General features: G+C 67.9%; 19 protein-coding genes. 10 read left to right on the forward strand and 9 right to left on the reverse strand.

The genetic code is table 11. The annotated features are described in order from the left end of the window. Positions 1-82 precede the first annotated feature (82 nt). Together ACSBP4_RS13265 and ACSBP4_RS13270 are read left to right on the forward strand one after the other, a co-directional pair. Positions 83-1,135, forward strand: coding sequence for a DUF2249 domain-containing protein (locus ACSBP4_RS13265; protein WP_435552486.1), 1,053 nt, complete (start codon positions 83-85; stop codon positions 1,133-1,135). Positions 1,136-1,196: 61 nt separating this feature from the next. Then, the gene (locus ACSBP4_RS13270) at positions 1,197-1,679 is read left to right on the forward strand and encodes a hypothetical protein (RefSeq protein ID WP_006649282.1); all 483 of its coding nucleotides are present in this window, start codon (positions 1,197-1,199) and stop codon (positions 1,677-1,679) included. Positions 1,680-1,686: 7 nt separating this feature from the next. Here the strand turns inward: ACSBP4_RS13270 and ACSBP4_RS13275 are convergent, their stop codons facing one another. Further along, complete coding sequence (locus ACSBP4_RS13275; protein ID WP_435552487.1) at positions 1,687-2,913, reverse strand: iron-containing alcohol dehydrogenase family protein; 1,227 nt, start codon at positions 2,911-2,913, stop codon at positions 1,687-1,689. Here ACSBP4_RS13275 and ACSBP4_RS13280 point away from each other — a divergent pair. Beyond that, entirely contained in the window at positions 2,912-3,151 is a 240-nt protein-coding gene (locus ACSBP4_RS13280) for a hypothetical protein (protein WP_435552488.1), read from the forward strand. The two genes, ACSBP4_RS13275 and ACSBP4_RS13280, sit on opposite strands and share 2 nt — an antisense overlap. A 46-nt stretch (positions 3,152-3,197) precedes the next feature. Then, the gene (gene yqeC / locus ACSBP4_RS13285) at positions 3,198-3,947 is read left to right on the forward strand and encodes a selenium cofactor biosynthesis protein YqeC (protein ID WP_435552489.1); all 750 of its coding nucleotides are present in this window, start codon (positions 3,198-3,200) and stop codon (positions 3,945-3,947) included. On the opposite strand, the gene ACSBP4_RS13290 is transcribed toward yqeC, so the two are convergent. Both ACSBP4_RS13290 and ACSBP4_RS13295 read right to left on the reverse strand, forming a co-directional pair. Next, the gene (locus ACSBP4_RS13290; protein WP_435552490.1) at positions 3,948-4,580 is read right to left on the reverse strand and encodes a molybdenum cofactor guanylyltransferase; all 633 of its coding nucleotides are present in this window, start codon (positions 4,578-4,580) and stop codon (positions 3,948-3,950) included. Between the two features lie 96 nt (positions 4,581-4,676). Continuing rightward, complete coding sequence (locus ACSBP4_RS13295) at positions 4,677-5,231, reverse strand: hypothetical protein (RefSeq protein ID WP_435552491.1); 555 nt, start codon at positions 5,229-5,231, stop codon at positions 4,677-4,679. A gap of 215 nt (positions 5,232-5,446) precedes the next feature. Here ACSBP4_RS13295 and ACSBP4_RS13300 point away from each other — a divergent pair, with 215 nt between their 5' ends. Both ACSBP4_RS13300 and fdhF read left to right on the forward strand, forming a co-directional pair. Beyond that, positions 5,447-5,761 carry a hypothetical protein gene (locus tag ACSBP4_RS13300; protein ID WP_435552492.1) on the forward strand — a complete coding sequence of 105 codons (315 nt, stop codon included), beginning with the start codon at positions 5,447-5,449 and terminating at the stop codon, positions 5,759-5,761. Positions 5,762-5,943: 182 nt separating this feature from the next. Continuing rightward, the gene (gene fdhF, locus ACSBP4_RS13305) at positions 5,944-8,082 is read left to right on the forward strand and encodes a formate dehydrogenase subunit alpha (RefSeq protein WP_435552493.1); all 2,139 of its coding nucleotides are present in this window, start codon (positions 5,944-5,946) and stop codon (positions 8,080-8,082) included. A 5-nt stretch (positions 8,083-8,087) separates the two neighbouring features. Here fdhF and ACSBP4_RS13310 read toward each other — a convergent pair whose 3' ends face one another. Then, entirely contained in the window at positions 8,088-8,945 is an 858-nt protein-coding gene (locus ACSBP4_RS13310) for a hypothetical protein (RefSeq protein ID WP_435552494.1), read from the reverse strand. 259 nt (positions 8,946-9,204) lie between these two features. Here ACSBP4_RS13310 and ACSBP4_RS13315 point away from each other — a divergent pair, with 259 nt between their 5' ends. From ACSBP4_RS13315 to ACSBP4_RS13325, 3 genes are read left to right on the forward strand one after another with little or no spacing between them, the layout of a single operon-like run. Beyond that, entirely contained in the window at positions 9,205-10,107 is a 903-nt protein-coding gene (locus tag ACSBP4_RS13315) for a hypothetical protein (protein ID WP_435552495.1), read from the forward strand. Positions 10,108-10,111: 4 nt separating this feature from the next. Continuing rightward, a complete protein-coding gene (locus tag ACSBP4_RS13320; RefSeq protein ID WP_049964721.1) occupies positions 10,112-11,821 on the forward strand; it encodes a pyrroloquinoline quinone-dependent dehydrogenase in 1,710 nt (569 codons plus the stop codon). 27 nt (positions 11,822-11,848) lie between these two features. After that, entirely contained in the window at positions 11,849-12,967 is a 1,119-nt protein-coding gene (locus ACSBP4_RS13325) for a cupredoxin domain-containing protein (RefSeq protein WP_435552496.1), read from the forward strand. 45 nt (positions 12,968-13,012) lie between these two features. On the opposite strand, the gene ACSBP4_RS13330 is transcribed toward ACSBP4_RS13325, so the two are convergent. From ACSBP4_RS13330 to lrpA1, 4 genes are all read right to left on the reverse strand, one after another. Further along, complete coding sequence (locus ACSBP4_RS13330; RefSeq protein ID WP_435552497.1) at positions 13,013-13,921, reverse strand: DMT family transporter; 909 nt, start codon at positions 13,919-13,921, stop codon at positions 13,013-13,015. Between the two features lie 56 nt (positions 13,922-13,977). Further along, positions 13,978-14,562, reverse strand: a complete 585-nt coding sequence (locus ACSBP4_RS13335; protein ID WP_006649295.1) for a nitrous oxide reductase accessory protein NosL — start codon at positions 14,560-14,562, stop codon at positions 13,978-13,980. 89 nt (positions 14,563-14,651) lie between these two features. Beyond that, positions 14,652-15,131, reverse strand: a complete 480-nt coding sequence (locus tag ACSBP4_RS13340; RefSeq protein WP_049964724.1) for an SRPBCC family protein — start codon at positions 15,129-15,131, stop codon at positions 14,652-14,654. A gap of 72 nt (positions 15,132-15,203) precedes the next feature. Next, positions 15,204-15,632, reverse strand: coding sequence for an HTH-type transcriptional regulator LrpA1 (gene lrpA1, locus ACSBP4_RS13345; protein ID WP_006181100.1), 429 nt, complete (start codon positions 15,630-15,632; stop codon positions 15,204-15,206). Between the two features lie 140 nt (positions 15,633-15,772). Here lrpA1 and ACSBP4_RS13350 point away from each other — a divergent pair, with 140 nt between their 5' ends. Continuing rightward, complete coding sequence (locus ACSBP4_RS13350; protein ID WP_006181101.1) at positions 15,773-16,093, forward strand: hypothetical protein; 321 nt, start codon at positions 15,773-15,775, stop codon at positions 16,091-16,093. Between the two features lie 81 nt (positions 16,094-16,174). Here ACSBP4_RS13350 and ACSBP4_RS13355 read toward each other — a convergent pair whose 3' ends face one another. Beyond that, complete coding sequence (locus ACSBP4_RS13355; RefSeq protein WP_006181102.1) at positions 16,175-17,110, reverse strand: thiamine pyrophosphate-dependent enzyme; 936 nt, start codon at positions 17,108-17,110, stop codon at positions 16,175-16,177.

Below are 17,110 nucleotides of genomic sequence, written 5' to 3' on the forward strand. Positions count from 1 at the left end.
CCGTCGATCCCCACAGGTGTTATGACGTGACGAATACGTTCGGGAGAGTCCCTATTCGAATCCGGTTCATCGATTCGTCCCGATGGAAGACCCTCTCGATGTCCGTGACGAGCCTCGAGCCGAGCGACGGGACAGCGTGTTCGGCCGTCTCGATCGGGTCGAACCCGGCGAGACGGTGGCGATCACCGCCGACACTGACGTTCGCCCGAGCATCGCCCAGTACCGCATCGAACGGGAGACGGCCCTGGAGTGGACGGTCGAGACGGACGGCCCCGACGCGTGGGAGGTCCACGTGACGAAACGGGATGAATCGACGGCTGAATCTCCCGATTTCGATGTCCGAGAGATCCCGCCCAAGCGCCGCCACGAGGTCCTGACCGACACGTTCGACCGTCTCGAGCCGGGCCAGGGGTTCGTGCTGGTCAACGACCACGATCCGGAGCCGCTGTATCACGAACTGCGATCGACTCACGGCGACGTCGTCGGCTGGGAGTACGCGAGCCGCGACGCCGGCGAGTGGCGCGTCGAAATCGCGAAGACCGACGAGAGCGACGCCGCAACCGACGACGGCGTGGCCGCGACCTTCGACGTTCGCGAGATCCCGAAGCCGGAGCGCCATCCGACGATCCACCATCGGTACGGCAACCTCAAGGCTGGCGACGCGATGGAGATCGTCGCCCCCCACGAACCCAAACCGCTCCACCAAGAGTTCCAACAGCAGTACGGTGACGCCTTCGAGTGGGCGGTGATGGATCGATCACCCGGCGAGGTTCGGGTCCGGATCACCAAGGGGTCGGGCGGGGCCGACGGGGCCGGAGACGACCTCGCGGTGACGACCGAACTGGACGTCCGCGATCGGCCGCCCGCCGAGCGCCACGAACTGATCTTCGAGTCCTACGCCGACCTCGAGGCCGGCGAGGGGTTCGTGTTGGTCAACGACCACGACCCGAAGCCGCTGTACCACCAGTTCGAGGCCGAGGCCGGCCCCGAGTTCCACTGGGAGTATCGGTTGAAAGACCCCGGCGAGTTCCGCGTGCTGATCGGGAAGACCGACGCCGGCAGCGGGCCGGCATCGACGGCGACGGCAACCCATTCTGACGCCGCGGCGGACGACGGTCCACAGGCCCCGTTCTGACCGCGATCGAAACGACAACTGATAGAAACGTTCTTACTCGCTCACCGTGACGGTCCCGGCGATGGAACGGCGGGAACCGATCCGCGAGTGGTTCCGGGACGACGACGGGGACTGGCGGTTTCCCGAGGGCCGTCGCGGCGAGTTCGTGGTGTTGGTCGTCGGGCTGCCGCTGTACGCTTGGGTCGCTGACGTCTATGTTGGACTGCCCGCCGTCGTCGACTACTGGCCCGCGGTGTTGCTCGGTGCGTGCTGCGGGTTCTCTTACACGACCCGTTATCGAGACCGCATCGTCGACCGGCTGCCCGACTGGGCCCCCGCCAGTCAACTCCTCTCGCTACTGGTCGGTGGGATCGGGCTCGATCTCCTCGAGATCGTCCAACTAGCCGACCCGTTCGTTACCCTGCTCCTCACTGCGGGATGTACGGCCATGCTGATCTCCCTCATCAGGCTCGCCTCACCGTTCCATCGCGGTCTCGAGCCGCCGCGCCGCGGCGTCGAACCGCCGACGGCCGTCGGAGAGCCGCGGACCGGCACCGACCGCTGAAACCCCTCTACCACGCCGCCTCGAGGATTCCCTCGATTTCCGCGACGGTCGGCTCGAGCCCCGGCGGCGCGTTGGCCATGAACGGGTCCGCGAGAACCGCTTCGGCGACCGCCGTGAACTCCTCGGGGCCGGGGCCGTCGACGTCCCGGAGCCGCGCGGGGAGACCGAGCGCGTCCCGGATCTCCGTGACCGCCTCGACGACCGCGGCCCCGTGGTCGGCCGCGTCGTCGACGCCGAGCGCGGTCGCGAGCATGCCGGCGCGTGCGTCGACCCCGTCCTGCTCGAAGCAGTACGCGAGGACGTGCGGGACGATGATGCCGTGGGCCGCGCCCTGCTGGACGGTGTCCGTCCGCGTGAGAGCGTGGCCGAAGGCGTGGACGATCGAGGCCGTCGTCTCGCCGGGCCGGGAGATGCCGTACTGCACGAGGACGATCCCCTCGAGGATCGTCTCGACCGTCTCGATCCCGCGGTCGCCGTCGCCGAACGTCCGGAGGCCGTCCGCGAGCGTCTCGAGGCCGGATCTCGCCGTCGCGTCGGTGACCGGTGTGGCGTTGCTCGCGTAGAGGGTCTCGATCCCCTTGTCGAAGCCGTTCATCGCCGAGCCGGCCAGGATCGCGTCCGGCGTGGTCGCGACCAGTTCCGGGTCGTAGACCGCGGCCGCGGGCATCAGGTCGGGATCGGAGATCCCGCCGCCGATTTCCTCGTCGACCGGGCTCGAGTCGGGCGCGGCGGTGACGCCCGCGACCATCGAGAGGTCGGCCCCGGCCAGCGTCGTCGGGACCGTGACGATCGACACCAGCCCCTCGTCGGGGACGGCGATCGTCCCCGTCTCGGCGAACTCGGCCGCGACCTCTTCGTGGGTGCGATCGCCCGCCGCGAGGACGCTGATCACCGTCGCGACGTCGAGACTGCTGCCGCCACCGAGTGCGACGAGCGCGTCAGCGTCCGCCGCACGCAGGCGCTCGCGTCCTTCGACGGCCGTCGCGAGCCGCTTTTCGGGGGTCGTCCCGTCGAAGACGTCGGCCAGCCGATCGCCGAGTCCCTCCCTGACGGGATCGATAACGTCGGGCGTACTCCCGACGGTCGAGCCACAGACGACCAGCGCCCGTTCGAGACCCTGTGCCTCGAGTTCGGCCGCGAGGTCGTCGGCGCAACCGGACCCGAACCGGATCGTCGGGGGCTGGTAGTCGAATCGGAACGCGGAGTCGCGGCCGTTCGCGTCGGACGGTGTCATGGACCCCCATACGGAACGGGCAGTGTTAAAAGCGCGAGCAGCGGCGATCCGGTCTCAGTCCCCCGTCGCCGGCGTTCAGTCGTCGTTCGAGGTGTTCAACGACGGCCACACTAACGAGACCCGCGGTCTGTTAGAGCGCCGGAACCTCGCCGAGCCGGTCTACGCGACGCTGATCTTCGGCCGCCACCAGCTGCCGTTCGCGACGCCGGCACAGGCGCGGGAGATACTGAAGCTGTGAAGCGCGGCGTCCCAACTACTTAGCGAGTGCCGATGATAGCTGGGATATGGACCCCCTCGAGGCGCTCCGGGCCGAGTCCGGCCTCGTCGCGGTCGTGGGCGCGGGCGGGAAGAAGACGACGCTGTACGCGCTGGCGGCCCGGGCCGCCCACGATCGGTCGCTCCGGGCGGCCGTGACCGCGACGGTCCGGATCCCCATCTTCGACCGCCGCGTCGAGCGCGTCGTCGTCACGGACGACCCAGCGGCGACGCTCGAGCGCGCCGAATCGTGGCCGGTCGGGGTCGTCCCCGAACGGGAGGGCGAGGACCGGTACGTGGGCTACGATCCCGCGGTCGTCGACGGCCTCGCGGCAACCGACGCCGCCGATCTCGTCCTCGTCAAGGCCGACGGCGCGCGGACCCGGGAGTTCAAGGCTCCGAACGACCGCGAGCCACAACTCCCCGCGAGCGTCGATACCGTGGTCCCGATCGCGAGCATCCGGGCGGTCGGGGAGCCGCTAGCCGCCGCGACGGTCCACCGGCCCGAGCGGGTGGCCGCGATCACCGGCCTCGATCGGGGCGACGCGATCCGCCCCGTCGACGTGGCCCGGGTCCTCGCGAGCGACCGCGGCGGACTGCGAGGCGTCCCCGAGGGCGCGACGGTCGTCCCGCTGCTCAACAAGGTCGACGGGCCGGAACTGCGCGAGACCGCCACGGCGATCGGCCGGGAACTGCTCGAGCGAGCGCCGACCGTCTCCCGGGTCGTGCTGGCCCGGATGATCGACGACGAACCGATCGTCGACGTCCTCGAGCGGTAGTCACGAGTCGGCCGCGAGCCGCTCGGCCGCCGCCTCGAACTCCTCGCGGGTATTGAGGTTCTCGAAGGTCTCGAGCGGCGCGTACTCGCGGATCTCGTCGTCCTCGACGACGACGTAGTCGAGGTCCGACAGCGGTTCGACGACTCGGCGGTCGCCCCGCTCCAAGGCACGCTCGCAGGCGGCGGTCATCGGATCGGCCCGGTAGACGGCTTGCGTGGTCTGGAACCACTCCCCGTCGACGCGAGGTACTGCGGCCTCGCGGCCGGCGGCCCGCTCGAAGAGGTGGGCGATCAGCGCCGGGTCGACGAAGGGCATGTCGCAGGCGACGACGGCGGCGTACTCCCCGGTCGCGTCCCGGAGGCCGGTCATGATGCCCGCCATCGGTCCGCGGTCCGGCACCGGGTCGACGGCGAACGAGGGGTCGGGGCCGCCCGCGAGTGCGTCCTCGAGCGACGGCACCTGCTCCTCGCGGCAGTTGACGACGATCTTGTCGACGACCGGCTCGAGGCGATCGACGACCCGGCGGACCATCGGCGTCCCGGCGAGGTCGGCGACGGCCTTGTCCGCGTCGCCGAAGCGGGTCGAGCCCCCGCCCGCGAGGACGACGGCCGACTGGTCGGACTCGAGGGACATAGCCGAGCGTTCGTCCAGCGATGGCAAAAGTGCCCCGCCGACGGGAACGACCCCGGTGACGGCGGCCGGGGCAGGGCGGTCGAGCGGAGTCGGTACTCAGTCGGAGAGCCGCCAGAGCGCCCGGTACAGCGTCCAGAGACCGCAATCGAACCGGTCGGCGAGGGTCCGACAGCGTTCGAGGTAGCGTTCGTAGTCGGCCACCGACGGCGGATCGGGGTAGGGCCGATCGAGTTCGCCCGCGTCGCGGAGCGTCGCCCACTCGCGGGGGCCGACGACGACGTACACGTCCGGCTCGAGAAACATGCAAAACGCCGAGGCGACGGGAACGTCGACGGCCTCGAGGGCGGTCAGCGCGTCGACTGCCTCCGTGGCGCCGTCCGCCACAACGGCGTCGGCGATGGCGTCGCGGACGGCCTCGAAGTCGTTGTCCCGGAAGCGGTCCTCGGCCGCGCGGCGGTCAGCGTCGGGGTAGTCGCCGAGGAAGCGCCGGTAGTACCACCGGACGACCCAGACCGCGTCCCGACGGCCGTACTCGCCGGCCGCGAAGGCCGCCGGCAGCGTCTCGAGCTGTTCGGCCTCGACGGCGTACAGCGGCTCCCGCTCGCGGTACTCGCGGGCCGTCGCGGCGACGAGCGAGTCGGTGAGTTCCATCGTGAAACCGTTTGACACGGTGGCCCGTAGGCGTTGTCCCGGCGGTCTCGAGACGAGGCTGTCGCTCGGTCACGGTCCGGTGTGCAACGGTTCCGTCACAGCAGTAGTTCGGCAGCCGGTACTGCAACGAATGTCCATTTACTCAGTTAATCAAAACTCTCCCCGGAGTGAAAACCTCGAGTACCTAAACGGACAGAAGGCCTACGTAGAGTGTAATGGCTCAAAAAGCCGACGAGGTATTTGATGCGGTAGCAGACACTCACCGGAGACGGGTGTTGTTCGCCCTCCTGGAGACGCCCATACAGACCGATTCACCGATGAATCTCGACTCTCCGCCCGACGGAGAGACCGCCGACGAAACGAACAGAATCGCCTATCGACACAAACATCTCCCCAAGTTAGACGAGTACGGCTACATCAACTGGCTGCCGAGTGTCAACTCCATCGAACGGGGCCCTCGCTTTGACGAAATCAAACCGGTATTAGAACTGCTGGCTGCTCACCAGACGAAACTCGCCAAGATAGAGTAACCCACTAACAGTGGTATCAAAAGCGGAACTATCGGACTGGTATACCCTTCATCGATACTGAGTACGGATTTCACGGATAGTTTCGAGAAACCGTACCACTACCGACGGTCACATGCCAGTTTCATGGTAGAAAGTATCATGCACACGGGGGTGGACCCGTTCGACTAACGGGTGTACCCACGATGTCCAGCGATCAACAGGAGCCAGTCAAGACGATCTGTCCGTACTGCGGGGTCGGCTGCGGGATCAAAGTACAGCCGGGCGAGGAGCCCGGTGACGTCCGGTTCGTGCCCTGGGGCGAGGCCCCGGTCAACGAGGGCCGGATCTGCATCAAGGGCGGCGCGGCGACGGAAGTGGTCGACCACGAGGAACGGCTCACCGAACCGCGGATCAAGGAGGACGGCGAGTTCCGCGAGGCCTCCTGGGAGGAGGCCTACGAGTACGTCGTCGACGAACTCGAGCGGATCCGCGAGGAGTACGGCCCGGACGCGATGGGCTTTTTCGGCTCCTCGAAGGTGATGAACGAGGAGAACTACCTGCTCCAGAAGCTGGCCCGCCGGTACGGCACCAACAACGTCGACAACTGCACGCGGATGTGCCACGCCTCGACGGTCTGGGCCCTGCGGACCAGTCTGGGCGCGGGGGCGATGACCAACAGCATGCGCGACCTCCGCGAAGAAGCCGACGTGTTCTGGATTCAGGGGGCCAACCCGGGCGAGCAACACCCCATCGCCAACAGCCAGTACTTCCGGCAGGCGGTACTGGAGGGCGCGACGGTCATTCAGGTCGACCCCCACGCGAACAAGACGACGCGGTCGTTTCAGATCGGCGACACGGAACGCCACCAGCACCTGCAGTTGAACCCCGGGACCGACATCCCGCTACTGAATATCGTCCTGAAGACGATCCTCGAGCATCACGAGGAACACCCCGAGGACGGCTGGATCGACGAGGAGTTCGTCGCGGAACGAACCGAGGGGTTCGAGGACCTGAAAGCGACGCTCGAGGACTTCGACAAAGACGCCGCGGCCGAGGAATGTGGTGTCCCGCTCGAGGCGATCGAACGCGCCGCGGAACAGTACGCGACGGCCGACAACGCGGCCATCTTCACCGGGATGGGGATGAGCCAGCACGCCTGTGGCGTCGACAACGTCCAAAACGAGATCAACCTTGCGCTGATCACGGGCAACCTCGGCCGGCCCGGCACCGGCGTCAACCCGCTGCGGGGCCAGAACAACGTTCAGGGGACCTGTGACGTCGGCGCGATGCCGAACGTCCTCCCGGGCTATCAGCTGGTCGACGACGACGAGGCCCGCGAATCGGTCGCAGACGTCTGGGGGTTCGAGATCCCCGACGAACCCGGCCTGACGAACGTCGAGATTTCCTACGAGGCGGGCGACTCGATCAAGGGCCTCTACGTCATGGGCGAGAACCCCGTGATGAGTGAACCCGACGCCAACGCCGTCGCCGAGCGGTTGGCGGACCTCGAGTTCACCGTCGTCCAGGACATCTTCCACACCGAAACGGCGGACTACGCCGACGTGATCCTCCCGGCGACGACGTGGGCCGAACGCGGCGGGACCGTCACCAACACCGACCGACGCGTCCAGCGGATGCGCGGCGTCGGGAAAGTCCACGAGAACACGAGACACGACCGGGAGATCCTGACCGAGATCGGGACGCGGCTGTTCAGCGAGGGGTTTGACTTCGACGATCCCGAGGCGATCTTCGAGGAACTCCGGCAGGTCTGTCCCAGCTACCACGGGATGACCTACGACCTGCTCGGCGAGGAGGGGCTGCACTGGCCCTGCTACGAGCCCGGCGACGAGGGCGATCCGTTCCTCTACGAGGACGAGTTCGAGACCGAGAGCGGGCTGGGCCACATCGAGGGGGTCGAACACACCCCGCCCGCGGAGACCCCCGACGACGAGTACCCGCTGATACTGACGACCGCCCGCCTCGAGGAACACTACAACACCGGGACGATGAGTACCCGCTCGCCGACGCTGAACAAGCAAACCCCGGAGAACTTCGTCGACGTGCATCCCGCGGACGCCGAGCGCTACGGCATCGAGGACGGCGAGTACGTCCGGTTACACTCGCGGCGGGGCGAGATCACGCTCGAGGCCCGTGTTACCGACGACACCAAGGAGGGGGTCGTCTGGACGACGCCGCATTTCGCCGCCGCGTCGGCGAACAAGCTGACGAACCACGTCCTCGACGAGCGCGCGAAGATCCCCGAGTACAAGGCCGCCGCCGCGGAGATCGACGTCGAGGTCGAACCGCTCGGCGAGACCGCGGATCCGACGGCCGAGGACTGACCCGCTCAGGGTTCGGACGGCGACTCGTCCGCGAGGGCGAGGCCGGCAACCTCGAGCCACGGGTCGGCCGCCGATTCGGCGACGGCGAGTTCGACGAGCGGCCGGTCGCAGTCCTCGCAGACGGCCCGAATCGCGACGCGGGGCCGCCGACAGCAGTGGTCGCGACGGTCGGCGGCGGTCGTCACCGCTCCGCCACAGATCGGACAGCGATCCCGGAGCAGCCGGACCCCTCGAAGGAGGTCGCGGCGCTCGTCGGTTTCGAGGTCGTCCCAGCCCTCGAGGCGGGCGCGAAGCAGCGGGGCCGCAGCGATGTCGGCTCGCAGCGCCGCGGGCGATTCCCAGCGGACGCGTTTGCGGCCGTCGACGACGAACGCGGCGTCGTCGATCCGTTCGATGTCGTCCGCACCCAGGATCGATGCCACGGCGGCGGCGCTCGGTTCGGCGGGCCCGTCGCTCGAGGAGTCGTCGACCCACCGCTTCCGGGCGGTCGCGGTCGGTCGGAGGTCACCCGCCCGGTCGGTCGCGATCCCGGCAGCGAGCAGGACGTCCGTCAACTCCGCGGGCGACACGGTCCCGATCGTCGCCTGCGGCGACGGCGTCTTGCCGAACAGCGCGAGGACGCGATCGGGGAGATACCGCCGGGTAAGCGTCGGCGTTCCGGGGAGCAGGTAGCCGCGGTAGCGGACGACGACGAGACAGCCGGCGAGTACGAGCGCGCCGACGGACGGGGCGACGGCGATCCCTGCCGCGATCCCGGCGGCGACCGCGATCACGATGTTGACGGCCGTACACGGCCAACACCGGTTCTCACCGACGTACGCCGGCTGCTCGAGGCGCGTCCGGAGGTCGCGGAGATCGATCACCGGCTCTCACCCACGGAACGTACGGTCGCGAGGATCAAAAACGGGTGTCGTCCCGTACGGTCCGGCTACGGGACGACCTGCCTTACCGGCCGGCACCACGGTCGCCCGGTAAGTCGTCCGTACAGTCTGTGAGAACCACCACAGCAGCAACACGTTCTCTCCGCTCGGCCGTACACTCGTTTAGGTGGACCCTATCGCGCCGGAATTCTTTGATAAGCATTATCAAAGCACGTGATGGCGTTCTTTGTGCCGTGGTATCATGGCACAAATATCCACTGCGGCGAACATGACAGCCGCGGAACAACGCGATCTGGCAGCGGTCCTCGGCGTCGACGAGCCGTCGGACGGCGCGGTAACGTGGGCGGGGCTCGCGGGACAGATCGAACCGCGGTCCGACTCGTCCTTTGCCTCCCGTGGCGAAGCGATTCGGGCCGACCTCGATGGGCGACTCGAGCGGGACCGACTCGAGCGGGAGCGGGAGACCATCGCGGACGCGATCGGTCGCGTACCGGCGGTTCGCGACGGCGGCGTCCCCGACGGGACGGACGGCCCGTATACCGCGCTGGCGGCACCGGGCTGGCGACTGTACGACCACCTGCTCGAGGCGGGCTTCTTCGAGAGTCTCGACGAGAACCTGCCGCGGTTTACCGCGGGACACATCGAGACGACGGTCCGCGAACTGGTACTGGCGGACCCGCTGTCGTCGGCGCTCGACGGCGTCGGGTTCGACGAGGCCGAGAAGACGGCACTGTTGACCGATGTCGCGAACAACAGCGAGCGGCTCGCGCGGTGGGTCCCGTCGAACGGGATCCCGGCGGGCGTCGAGTTCGAAACCGAGACCGTCCCACCGCTGCATCAGCGGGCGATGGGCGGGGCTTTGCTGTGGATCCGCGGGCTCGATAGACACCTCAGCCAGTACGAGGTTCTCGTCACCGACGAAATCCTCGACGACGCGGCCCAGTACACGAAGGCGATGCTGGGCGGGCTGTTCGTGACGGCGACGGCTGCCTGCGACCTCGTCGGGGACCGACGGCTCACCGACGAGCAACTGACCGCCGCGTTCACCGCGGGGTCGGCCGTCGGGATCGTCGCCCAAGAGGAACTGTGTCACTCCGTGTTCTACATCACGGACGAGATGCGCGCCCCGAGCGAACTGCGGTGATACGATGGCACTACGCAACGACAGGGCCGTTCAGGCCGCACGCGAGATCGAATTGAAAGAGATCGAGGACGGCTATACGCTCGTCGGGGGTCCCGATGAGGCGGTCACCGAACAACACGACACCGACCGGATTCCCGAGGTCGACGTCGACCAGGAGATGCTGAGCGACACGGGCGAGGACCCCGAGTCCTGGCTCATGTACGGCGGCAGCTACGAACAACACCGCGCGACGCCGGCCGACGTCATCACGCCGGAGAACGTCGCCGACCTCGAGCTGGAGTACGAGCTGTCGGTCGGGACGGGCTCGAGCATGGAGGGGACGCCGATCGTCGTCCCGGGCGATCCGCCGGTGATGTACCAGACCAACGGGCCGAACCACATGAAGGCGATCGACCCCCGCGAGGGCGAGATCCTGTGGAGCTACACCTACGCAGTCCCGATGGGCGTCGAGTTATGCTGTGACGACAACAACCGCGGGGCCGCCGTCCACGGCGACACGGTCTATATGACGACGCTCGACTCGGGCGTCGTCGCGCTGGACCGCTACACCGGTGAGGAGCGCTGGTACACGAGTACCGCCGACCACGAAGAGGGGTACTCGGCGACGTGGGCACCGGTCGTCCACGACGGGACGATCTACACCGGTAGCGCCGGCGGCGAGTACGGCGTTCTCGGATTCATCGCCGCCATCGACGCCGAGAGCGGCGAGATACAGTGGCAAACCGACACGCTGCTCGAGGACGAGTGGGTCGGTGCGAGCCGCGAACACGGCTGTGGGACGAGTTGGATGACGCCGACGATCGACGAGGAGGCGGGCGTCCTCTACACGGCGGTCGCCAACCCCGGCCCCGACTTCGACGGGACGGTACGGCCGGGGCCAAACTTCCCCACTTGTGGAACGATCTCGCTGGACTTAGAGAGCGGCGAGTTCCAGTGGGGGTTCCAGAGCAGTCCCCACGACGTTTGGGACTACGACGCGGTCGCGCCGCGCGTGCTGGTTCGGGACGTCGAGACCGACGACGGGTCGATGGACATGGTCGTCGGCTCGGACAAGACCGGCTGGGTGTACATGATGGACGCCGAGTCGGGCGACCTCCACGAGCGCAGCGAAGAGATCTGCCAGCACATCAATATGTGGGAGATGATCCCCCACATCAGCGAGGACGAGCGCGTCCCGTTCGTCCCCGGTGCGCCCGGCGGCAACGACTGGCAGCCGCCGTCGTACAACCCCGAGACGGGACTGGTGTACGTGATCCACCAGAACTACCCGCAGGACCTCTACTGGCGCTACGAGGAGTTCAGCGAGGGCAACCCCTACTGGGGCGGCGGGTTGGCCGATCCGGCCAGCGAGTTCCCCGACGAGTGGAACGGCGCGATCACGGCCTTCGCGGCCGTCGATCCGACGACCGGCGAGCGCGTCTGGCGCGAATGGATCGAGAGCGAGGACGACCACTACATGTGGGGCGGCTCGCTGTCGACCGCCACCGGACTCGTCTTCAACGGCACCCAGAACGGCACCTTCGTCGCCTACGACGGCGAGACCGGCGACCGCCTCTGGGAGTACGAGTTCGACGTGCCGATCAGTGCCTCGCCGATGAGCTGGTACGACCCCGACGAGGGGAAGCAGTACGTCGCCGTGCAGGTCGGGGGCAGCGGCTGGCTCCGGCAGGGACCGCGCGGGGACACGCTCGCCGTGTTCTCGATGGAGGACTGACCGACGACCGATCACCACCACACAACAATGTCGAACGAACAACGTTCACGCGACGACGTGTCCCGCCGCAGGCTGTTGCAGGGAACGGCGGCGCTCGCCGGGACGGCAGCCGCCGGCACCGCGGGCGCGTATCGCGACGAGATCGACTTCCGACTGCCGGCCACGCAAAACGACGGCGCGGGCCGGACCCTCTCGCTGCTCGGTATCGTCGGCGGCTGGGTCGGGGTCGCCCCCGCCGAGATCGACGGCCGCTCGAACCCGCCGCTGCGACTGATCGAGGGCGAAGACCACGAGATCGTCTGGACGAACGGCGACGGCTCGCGGCACAACTTCACCCTCGAGGACGAGGACGGCGAGGTGATCGAGGCGACCGACTTCGTCGAGGAGCAGGGCGAATCGACCTCGCTGACGGTCACCGCCGAGGAGGGGATGGCGGGCTACTACTGCGTTCCCCATCCCGTCCAGATGCGCGGCCCGATCGAACTGATCGACGCCGACGAGGTCCACGAGTTGCGGGTACGGGTCGAAGACGAGAACGGCGACCCACTCGGCGCGGAGGTGTTCGTCGGCGATCACCACTCCTTCTCCGACGTCGCCGCCAAACCGGGCCAAGAGGAGGAGGAAGCACCGCCCGCAGTCGCCCGCTTCGATATGCTCGAGGACGGGGAGTACGACGTCGAGGTCTGGACCTACGGTCACGAGCGACTGACCGACACGGTGACCATCGACGGCGACGACGCCGCGTTCACCGCCACCCTGTCGGCGACCGAACCCGGCGACCCGGCCGAGACCTACTCGATGCGGCTCGAGGAAGGGCGTTGGGTCGGGGTCGGTCCCGACGCCATCGCCGACGAGGAGAACCCGACGCTCGAACTCGAGGCCGGCGAGACCTACGCCCTCGAGTGGGAGAACACGATCGGGCAACACCAGCCCGAAGGCGAGAACAGGACCTACGAACCGCTGCCCGGCCACAACTTCGTGATCGCCAGCGCGGGCGGGACGAACGAGTGGAACACCTACGTCCGTTCGGACTTCCTCAGCGAACAGGGTGAGACCCAGACCGTCGAGTTCGTCGCCGAGGAGGACATGGGCGTCTACATCGACCAGTCACAGCTCGACGCGGTCGGCGAGATCGACGTCCAGTAGCCCGCTGCCGGGCTCTTTTTTCCGTCGACGACTCCGCCCCGGCCGTCAGTCCGTCGTGTCGACGCGCCGGTCCCGCTCGAGCGTCGTCACCGCGACGCCGGCGATCACGACGAGGCCGCCGCCGACCGTAACCGGGCCCGGCACTTCCCCGAGCAGGACGAGCGCGAGCAGCGTCGCGCCGACCGGCTCGCCGAGCCAGGCGACGCTGACGACGACCGACTCGAGGTGGGCGAGCGCCCAGTTGCTCACCGTGTGCCCGAGGAGGCCGGGGCCGACGGCCAGCGCGAGAAAGAGCGCCCATTCGCGGGGCGGGTAGCCGACGTAGGCGTGACCCTGCACGCCCACGAGGACGAAGAGCGCGACCGCACAGACCCCGTAGACGACGGTCACGTAGGGAAAGAGTGGGACCCGCTGGCGGATCGAGCGGCCCGCGAGCATGTAGCCTGCGACGGTCACCGCGCCGAGTACCGCGAGGGCGTTGCCGTACGTCGTCGTCCCGGTGAGGGCCGAGCCACCGGCGTCGCCGAGCGACATCGCCGTCGCCCCCGCGAGCGCGACGGCGATCCCGGCGGCCGTCGCGCGCGTGAGTCGCTCGCCGAGGACCAGCCACGCGCCCAGCGCGACGAAGACCGGCTGGCTCTGGACGAGCGTGACGCTGGCGGCGACGCTGGTGTGGGCGAGACTTTCGAACCACGCGGCGAAGTGAACCGCCAGCGCGACGCCGGCGACGACCGCACCCGCGAGGTCCCGGACGGAAAGTCGTGCGAAGGCCCCGCGGTGACGGGTCGCGGCGACGGGTGCGACCAAGACGGCCGTGAAGAGGACGCGATAGAGCGCCGCGACCGAACTCGGTGCCACGCTCCAGCGGACGAGGATGGCGCTGGTACTCGTCGCAACTACCGCAATCGCGAGGGCGGCCACCGGCGACAGATCGCGATCGGCGCGCACGTCCATCGCTCCCGCGCGACCCCACAAACGGCTTCCGGAAACCGGTCGCGTGCAAACCCGGGCTACTCGTTTGGCACCTTATACGGGCGGTAGATCGCCGCGATCTCGAGGTCGACCGGCTCGAGCCCGGTGATGATGTCGTCCTCGGGAGAGAGGTCCTCGGCCTCCCACGCCTCGAGGTAGCTCAGGGCGTCCGCGCGGTCGGCGAACGCTTTGGGATCGATACCCATCGGATCGTCGACCGCCCGCTCGTCGGTGATGAGGACGTAGTGGGCCTCGGTCGCGTCGATCTGTTCGCCGGTTTCGCGATCGACCGTCCACGCGCCGTCGATCGGCGAGTCCGGCGTCGACGAGACCACGTACGTGAACAGACACCCCGGCGACTCGAACACGGCTGCCTGCCCGTTCTCGTGACGGAGTTGGCTCGATTCGGGAAAGTCCGCGGCGGTCATCCCACAGACCGCACAGGACATCCCCTCGGGGTACTCGAACGGTCCCTCCTCGATGCCCTCGAGCGTCGGTTCGTACACCTGTGCGGGAGGGCCGTCATCGGACTCGCTCTCGCCGAGACAGCCGGCGATACCCACGCCCGTCCCCGCCGCGAGCGCACCGATGAATCGTCGCCGGTCGACCCCGTCGTCAGTCATACATCCCGGTAGGCCGGCAACGGGCAAAACGGGACTGGTTCGGGTGTCGAATCGCCCGATTGGGCTGCCGACACGTCACCGCGGCTCGGTCACTCGAGCTGGGCCTTCGCCAGCCGGTGGCGTGCCCGGAACATGGCCTCGAACCCGAGGTTCGAGAGCGGGGCGACCGCGTCCCCGAGCCCGCCGATCGGGAGTTCGTAGGTGACCCGGTCCCGGATCCGGGTCCGCCGCCCGTCGGCGTGAAACGAGTGGGTGTGCTCCCAGCGGTCGAAGGGGCCGTGGACCATTTCGTCCCGGAAGTATGCCGATCCGTCCTCGCGTTCGCGGTCCGTGATCACCGACGTCCAGTGCTGGCGCGGCCCGACGCCGAAGGGACACATCGAGAGCGCGATCTCCGAGCCGGGCTCGAGGACGTTCGGATCCGGCTCCCCGTCGGGCCCGATCACGCGCTCGACGCGCAGGTTCATCCAGTCGGGCGTCAGCCCCTCGAGGCCGGAGATCTGTGAGTGGAAGGCCCAGACGTCCTCGAAGGGCGATCGAACGGTCGTCTCGCGTTCGTAGGTAGGCATCGCTCGGTGACGGCTACGGCGGCCATGGGGAAAACGTCGGTCCCAACGACCGGCGACGAACGGCGACGCGCGTTACTTGAGACGCTCCTGGAGGAACGAGGGATGGGCCGCAGTTACGCCGTCGATCTCGAGGAGGTCCTCGGAGATGATCTCGCCCAGGGCGTCGCCGTCCTCGGCGCGCACCTCGGCCATCAGCATGTGGTCGCCGCTGGAACTGTACAGGGCCTCGACCGCTTCGAGGTCCTTGATCGCCTTCGTCGCCTCGACGTAGCGTTCGCTGGCCACGTCGAGCCCGACCATCGCGATCGTCTGGCTCGAGAGCTTCTTCGGATCGATGTCGGCCGAATAGCCGACGATCACCCCCTCCTCCTCGAGCTGGTTGATGTACTTTCGTACCGTGGGCTTCGAGACGTTCGCCCGATCAGCGATCTCCGCATAGGACGCCTGGGCGTCCTCCTCGAGGACCTCGAGGATACGATCTTCCGTCGCCTGCGTACTCATGAGCGTACGTTTTGCTCCGGCGGAAAAATATCTTTTGTATCCGAAAACGACGTATATCCGAACGGAAGACCCGTGGAGACGGCTGGCTCGAGGCCCGAAATCGCGCGGTTTATTCCCGTGGTGGACCCAGGGCGACCATCGTGGTCGCTCCGACTCTCATCAGCGGCGTCGTCTGGATCGGCTGTGGACTCGCGATCCTCGGACTGGCGTGGCTCATCGCCGTTCGCGGGCGGGCGGACCTCCACGCCAACTACGACGAATCGGTCGATCCCGCATACGCCTCGCGGTGGGCCGGCGGAACGGCACTGCTAATGGGACTGTTGGTCGTCGCCTACGGCGTCCGCGAGGCGCTGTACGGGTTCGATCCGCGCCTGCTCGCCGGCCTCGTCCTCGCCCTCCTGATTCTGAGCTACGTCTCGAAGCTGTTCGCCAAAGGGGTCGGCGCGGACGGACGCGACTGAGTTCGATCTAACCAGTCACGTCAACGGCTCCCCGAAGCGGTGAAACGGGACCGACCGATTCGGGGTCGTTCGCGACCGGCCTCAGGTGTGGCGCTCGAGGAGGTCGTAGCTGCGTTCCCACTCGGCGTCGTCGTCGAAGTACCGCTCGGCCAGCGGCTGGTCGGGCAGTTCGCCGACGGCCGCCTTCTCCTCGGTGTAGGACGGTCGGTCCTCGTCGACGTAGTACCGGCCCGTGAGGACGGTCCCCTCGTTGAGGACGTCCTCGGTCTCGCGCATCATCTCGGCGGCTTCCGCGCGATCGGTGACGTCGAACTCGTAGTCGTCGGACTCCTGGACGTCGATGTAGGGGACGTACTGGCGGGCGTCCTTGTTCCAGGTCGGACACTGGGTCAGGAAGTCGACGTGAGCGAACCCGTCGTGTTCGATGGCCTCCTTGATGATCTCTTTCGCCTGGTTAGGGTTGACCGCGGCGGTGCGGGCGATGTAGCTCGCGCCGGCGGTCAGCGACTGCGAGAGCGGCCGGATCGGCGTCTTCGCGCTGCCCGAGGGCTGGGTTTTCGACTTGTGACCCTTCGGGCTCGTCGGCGAGGTCTGCCCCTTCGTCAGCCCGAAGATCTCGTTGTTGAACACGATGTAGGTCATGTCGTGGTTCTCCCGGGCCGTGTGGATGAAGTGGTTGCCGCCGATCCCGTAGCCGTCGCCGTCCCCGCCCGCGGCGATGACCTCGAGTTCCGGATTCGCCAGCTTGGCCGCGCGGGCGACCGGCAGCGAGCGGCCGTGGATGGTGTGGAAGCCGTACGTGTCGAGGTAGCTGTTCAGCTTGCCCGAACAGCCGATCCCGGTGACGGTCAGCACTTCCTCGGGGGTCTTGCCGACCTCCGGCAGCGCCTGTTTCAGGGACTTCAGGACGCCGAAGTCGCCACAGCCCGGACACCACGTCGGCTGCGGTTCGACGCCGGGGGTAAACTCGTCCCGGTCGATCTCTCGCTCCTCACCGATTGCGTTGAATGCGCTCAT

The sequence above is a fragment of the Natrinema sp. CGMCC1.2065 genome (assembly GCF_051225675.1).
GTDB lineage: Archaea > Halobacteriota > Halobacteria > Halobacteriales > Natrialbaceae > Natrinema > Natrinema thermotolerans.

Excerpts from the sequence above, each read along its gene's own strand:
- ACSBP4_RS13265 (WP_435552486.1), top strand. The coding sequence starts at position 83 with ATGGAAGACCCTCTCGATGTCCGTGACGAGCCTCGAGCCGAGCGACGG.
- ACSBP4_RS13270 (WP_006649282.1), top strand. The coding sequence starts at position 1,197 with ATGGAACGGCGGGAACCGATCCGCGAGTGGTTCCGGGACGACGACGGG.
- ACSBP4_RS13280 (WP_435552488.1), top strand. The coding sequence starts at position 2,912 with ATGGACCCCCATACGGAACGGGCAGTGTTAAAAGCGCGAGCAGCGGCG.
- ACSBP4_RS13275 (WP_435552487.1), bottom strand. The coding sequence starts at position 2,913 with ATGACACCGTCCGACGCGAACGGCCGCGACTCCGCGTTCCGATTCGAC.
- yqeC (WP_435552489.1), top strand. The coding sequence starts at position 3,198 with ATGGACCCCCTCGAGGCGCTCCGGGCCGAGTCCGGCCTCGTCGCGGTC.
- ACSBP4_RS13290 (WP_435552490.1), bottom strand. The coding sequence starts at position 4,580 with ATGTCCCTCGAGTCCGACCAGTCGGCCGTCGTCCTCGCGGGCGGGGGC.
- ACSBP4_RS13295 (WP_435552491.1), bottom strand. The coding sequence starts at position 5,231 with ATGGAACTCACCGACTCGCTCGTCGCCGCGACGGCCCGCGAGTACCGC.
- ACSBP4_RS13300 (WP_435552492.1), top strand. The coding sequence starts at position 5,447 with ATGGCTCAAAAAGCCGACGAGGTATTTGATGCGGTAGCAGACACTCAC.
- fdhF (WP_435552493.1), top strand. The coding sequence starts at position 5,944 with ATGTCCAGCGATCAACAGGAGCCAGTCAAGACGATCTGTCCGTACTGC.
- ACSBP4_RS13315 (WP_435552495.1), top strand. The coding sequence starts at position 9,205 with ATGGCACAAATATCCACTGCGGCGAACATGACAGCCGCGGAACAACGC.
- ACSBP4_RS13320 (WP_049964721.1), top strand. The coding sequence starts at position 10,112 with ATGGCACTACGCAACGACAGGGCCGTTCAGGCCGCACGCGAGATCGAA.
- ACSBP4_RS13325 (WP_435552496.1), top strand. The coding sequence starts at position 11,849 with ATGTCGAACGAACAACGTTCACGCGACGACGTGTCCCGCCGCAGGCTG.
- ACSBP4_RS13330 (WP_435552497.1), bottom strand. The coding sequence starts at position 13,921 with ATGGACGTGCGCGCCGATCGCGATCTGTCGCCGGTGGCCGCCCTCGCG.
- ACSBP4_RS13335 (WP_006649295.1), bottom strand. The coding sequence starts at position 14,562 with ATGACTGACGACGGGGTCGACCGGCGACGATTCATCGGTGCGCTCGCG.
- ACSBP4_RS13340 (WP_049964724.1), bottom strand. The coding sequence starts at position 15,131 with ATGCCTACCTACGAACGCGAGACGACCGTTCGATCGCCCTTCGAGGAC.
- lrpA1 (WP_006181100.1), bottom strand. The coding sequence starts at position 15,632 with ATGAGTACGCAGGCGACGGAAGATCGTATCCTCGAGGTCCTCGAGGAG.
- ACSBP4_RS13355 (WP_006181102.1), bottom strand. The coding sequence starts at position 17,110 with ATGAGCGCATTCAACGCAATCGGTGAGGAGCGAGAGATCGACCGGGAC.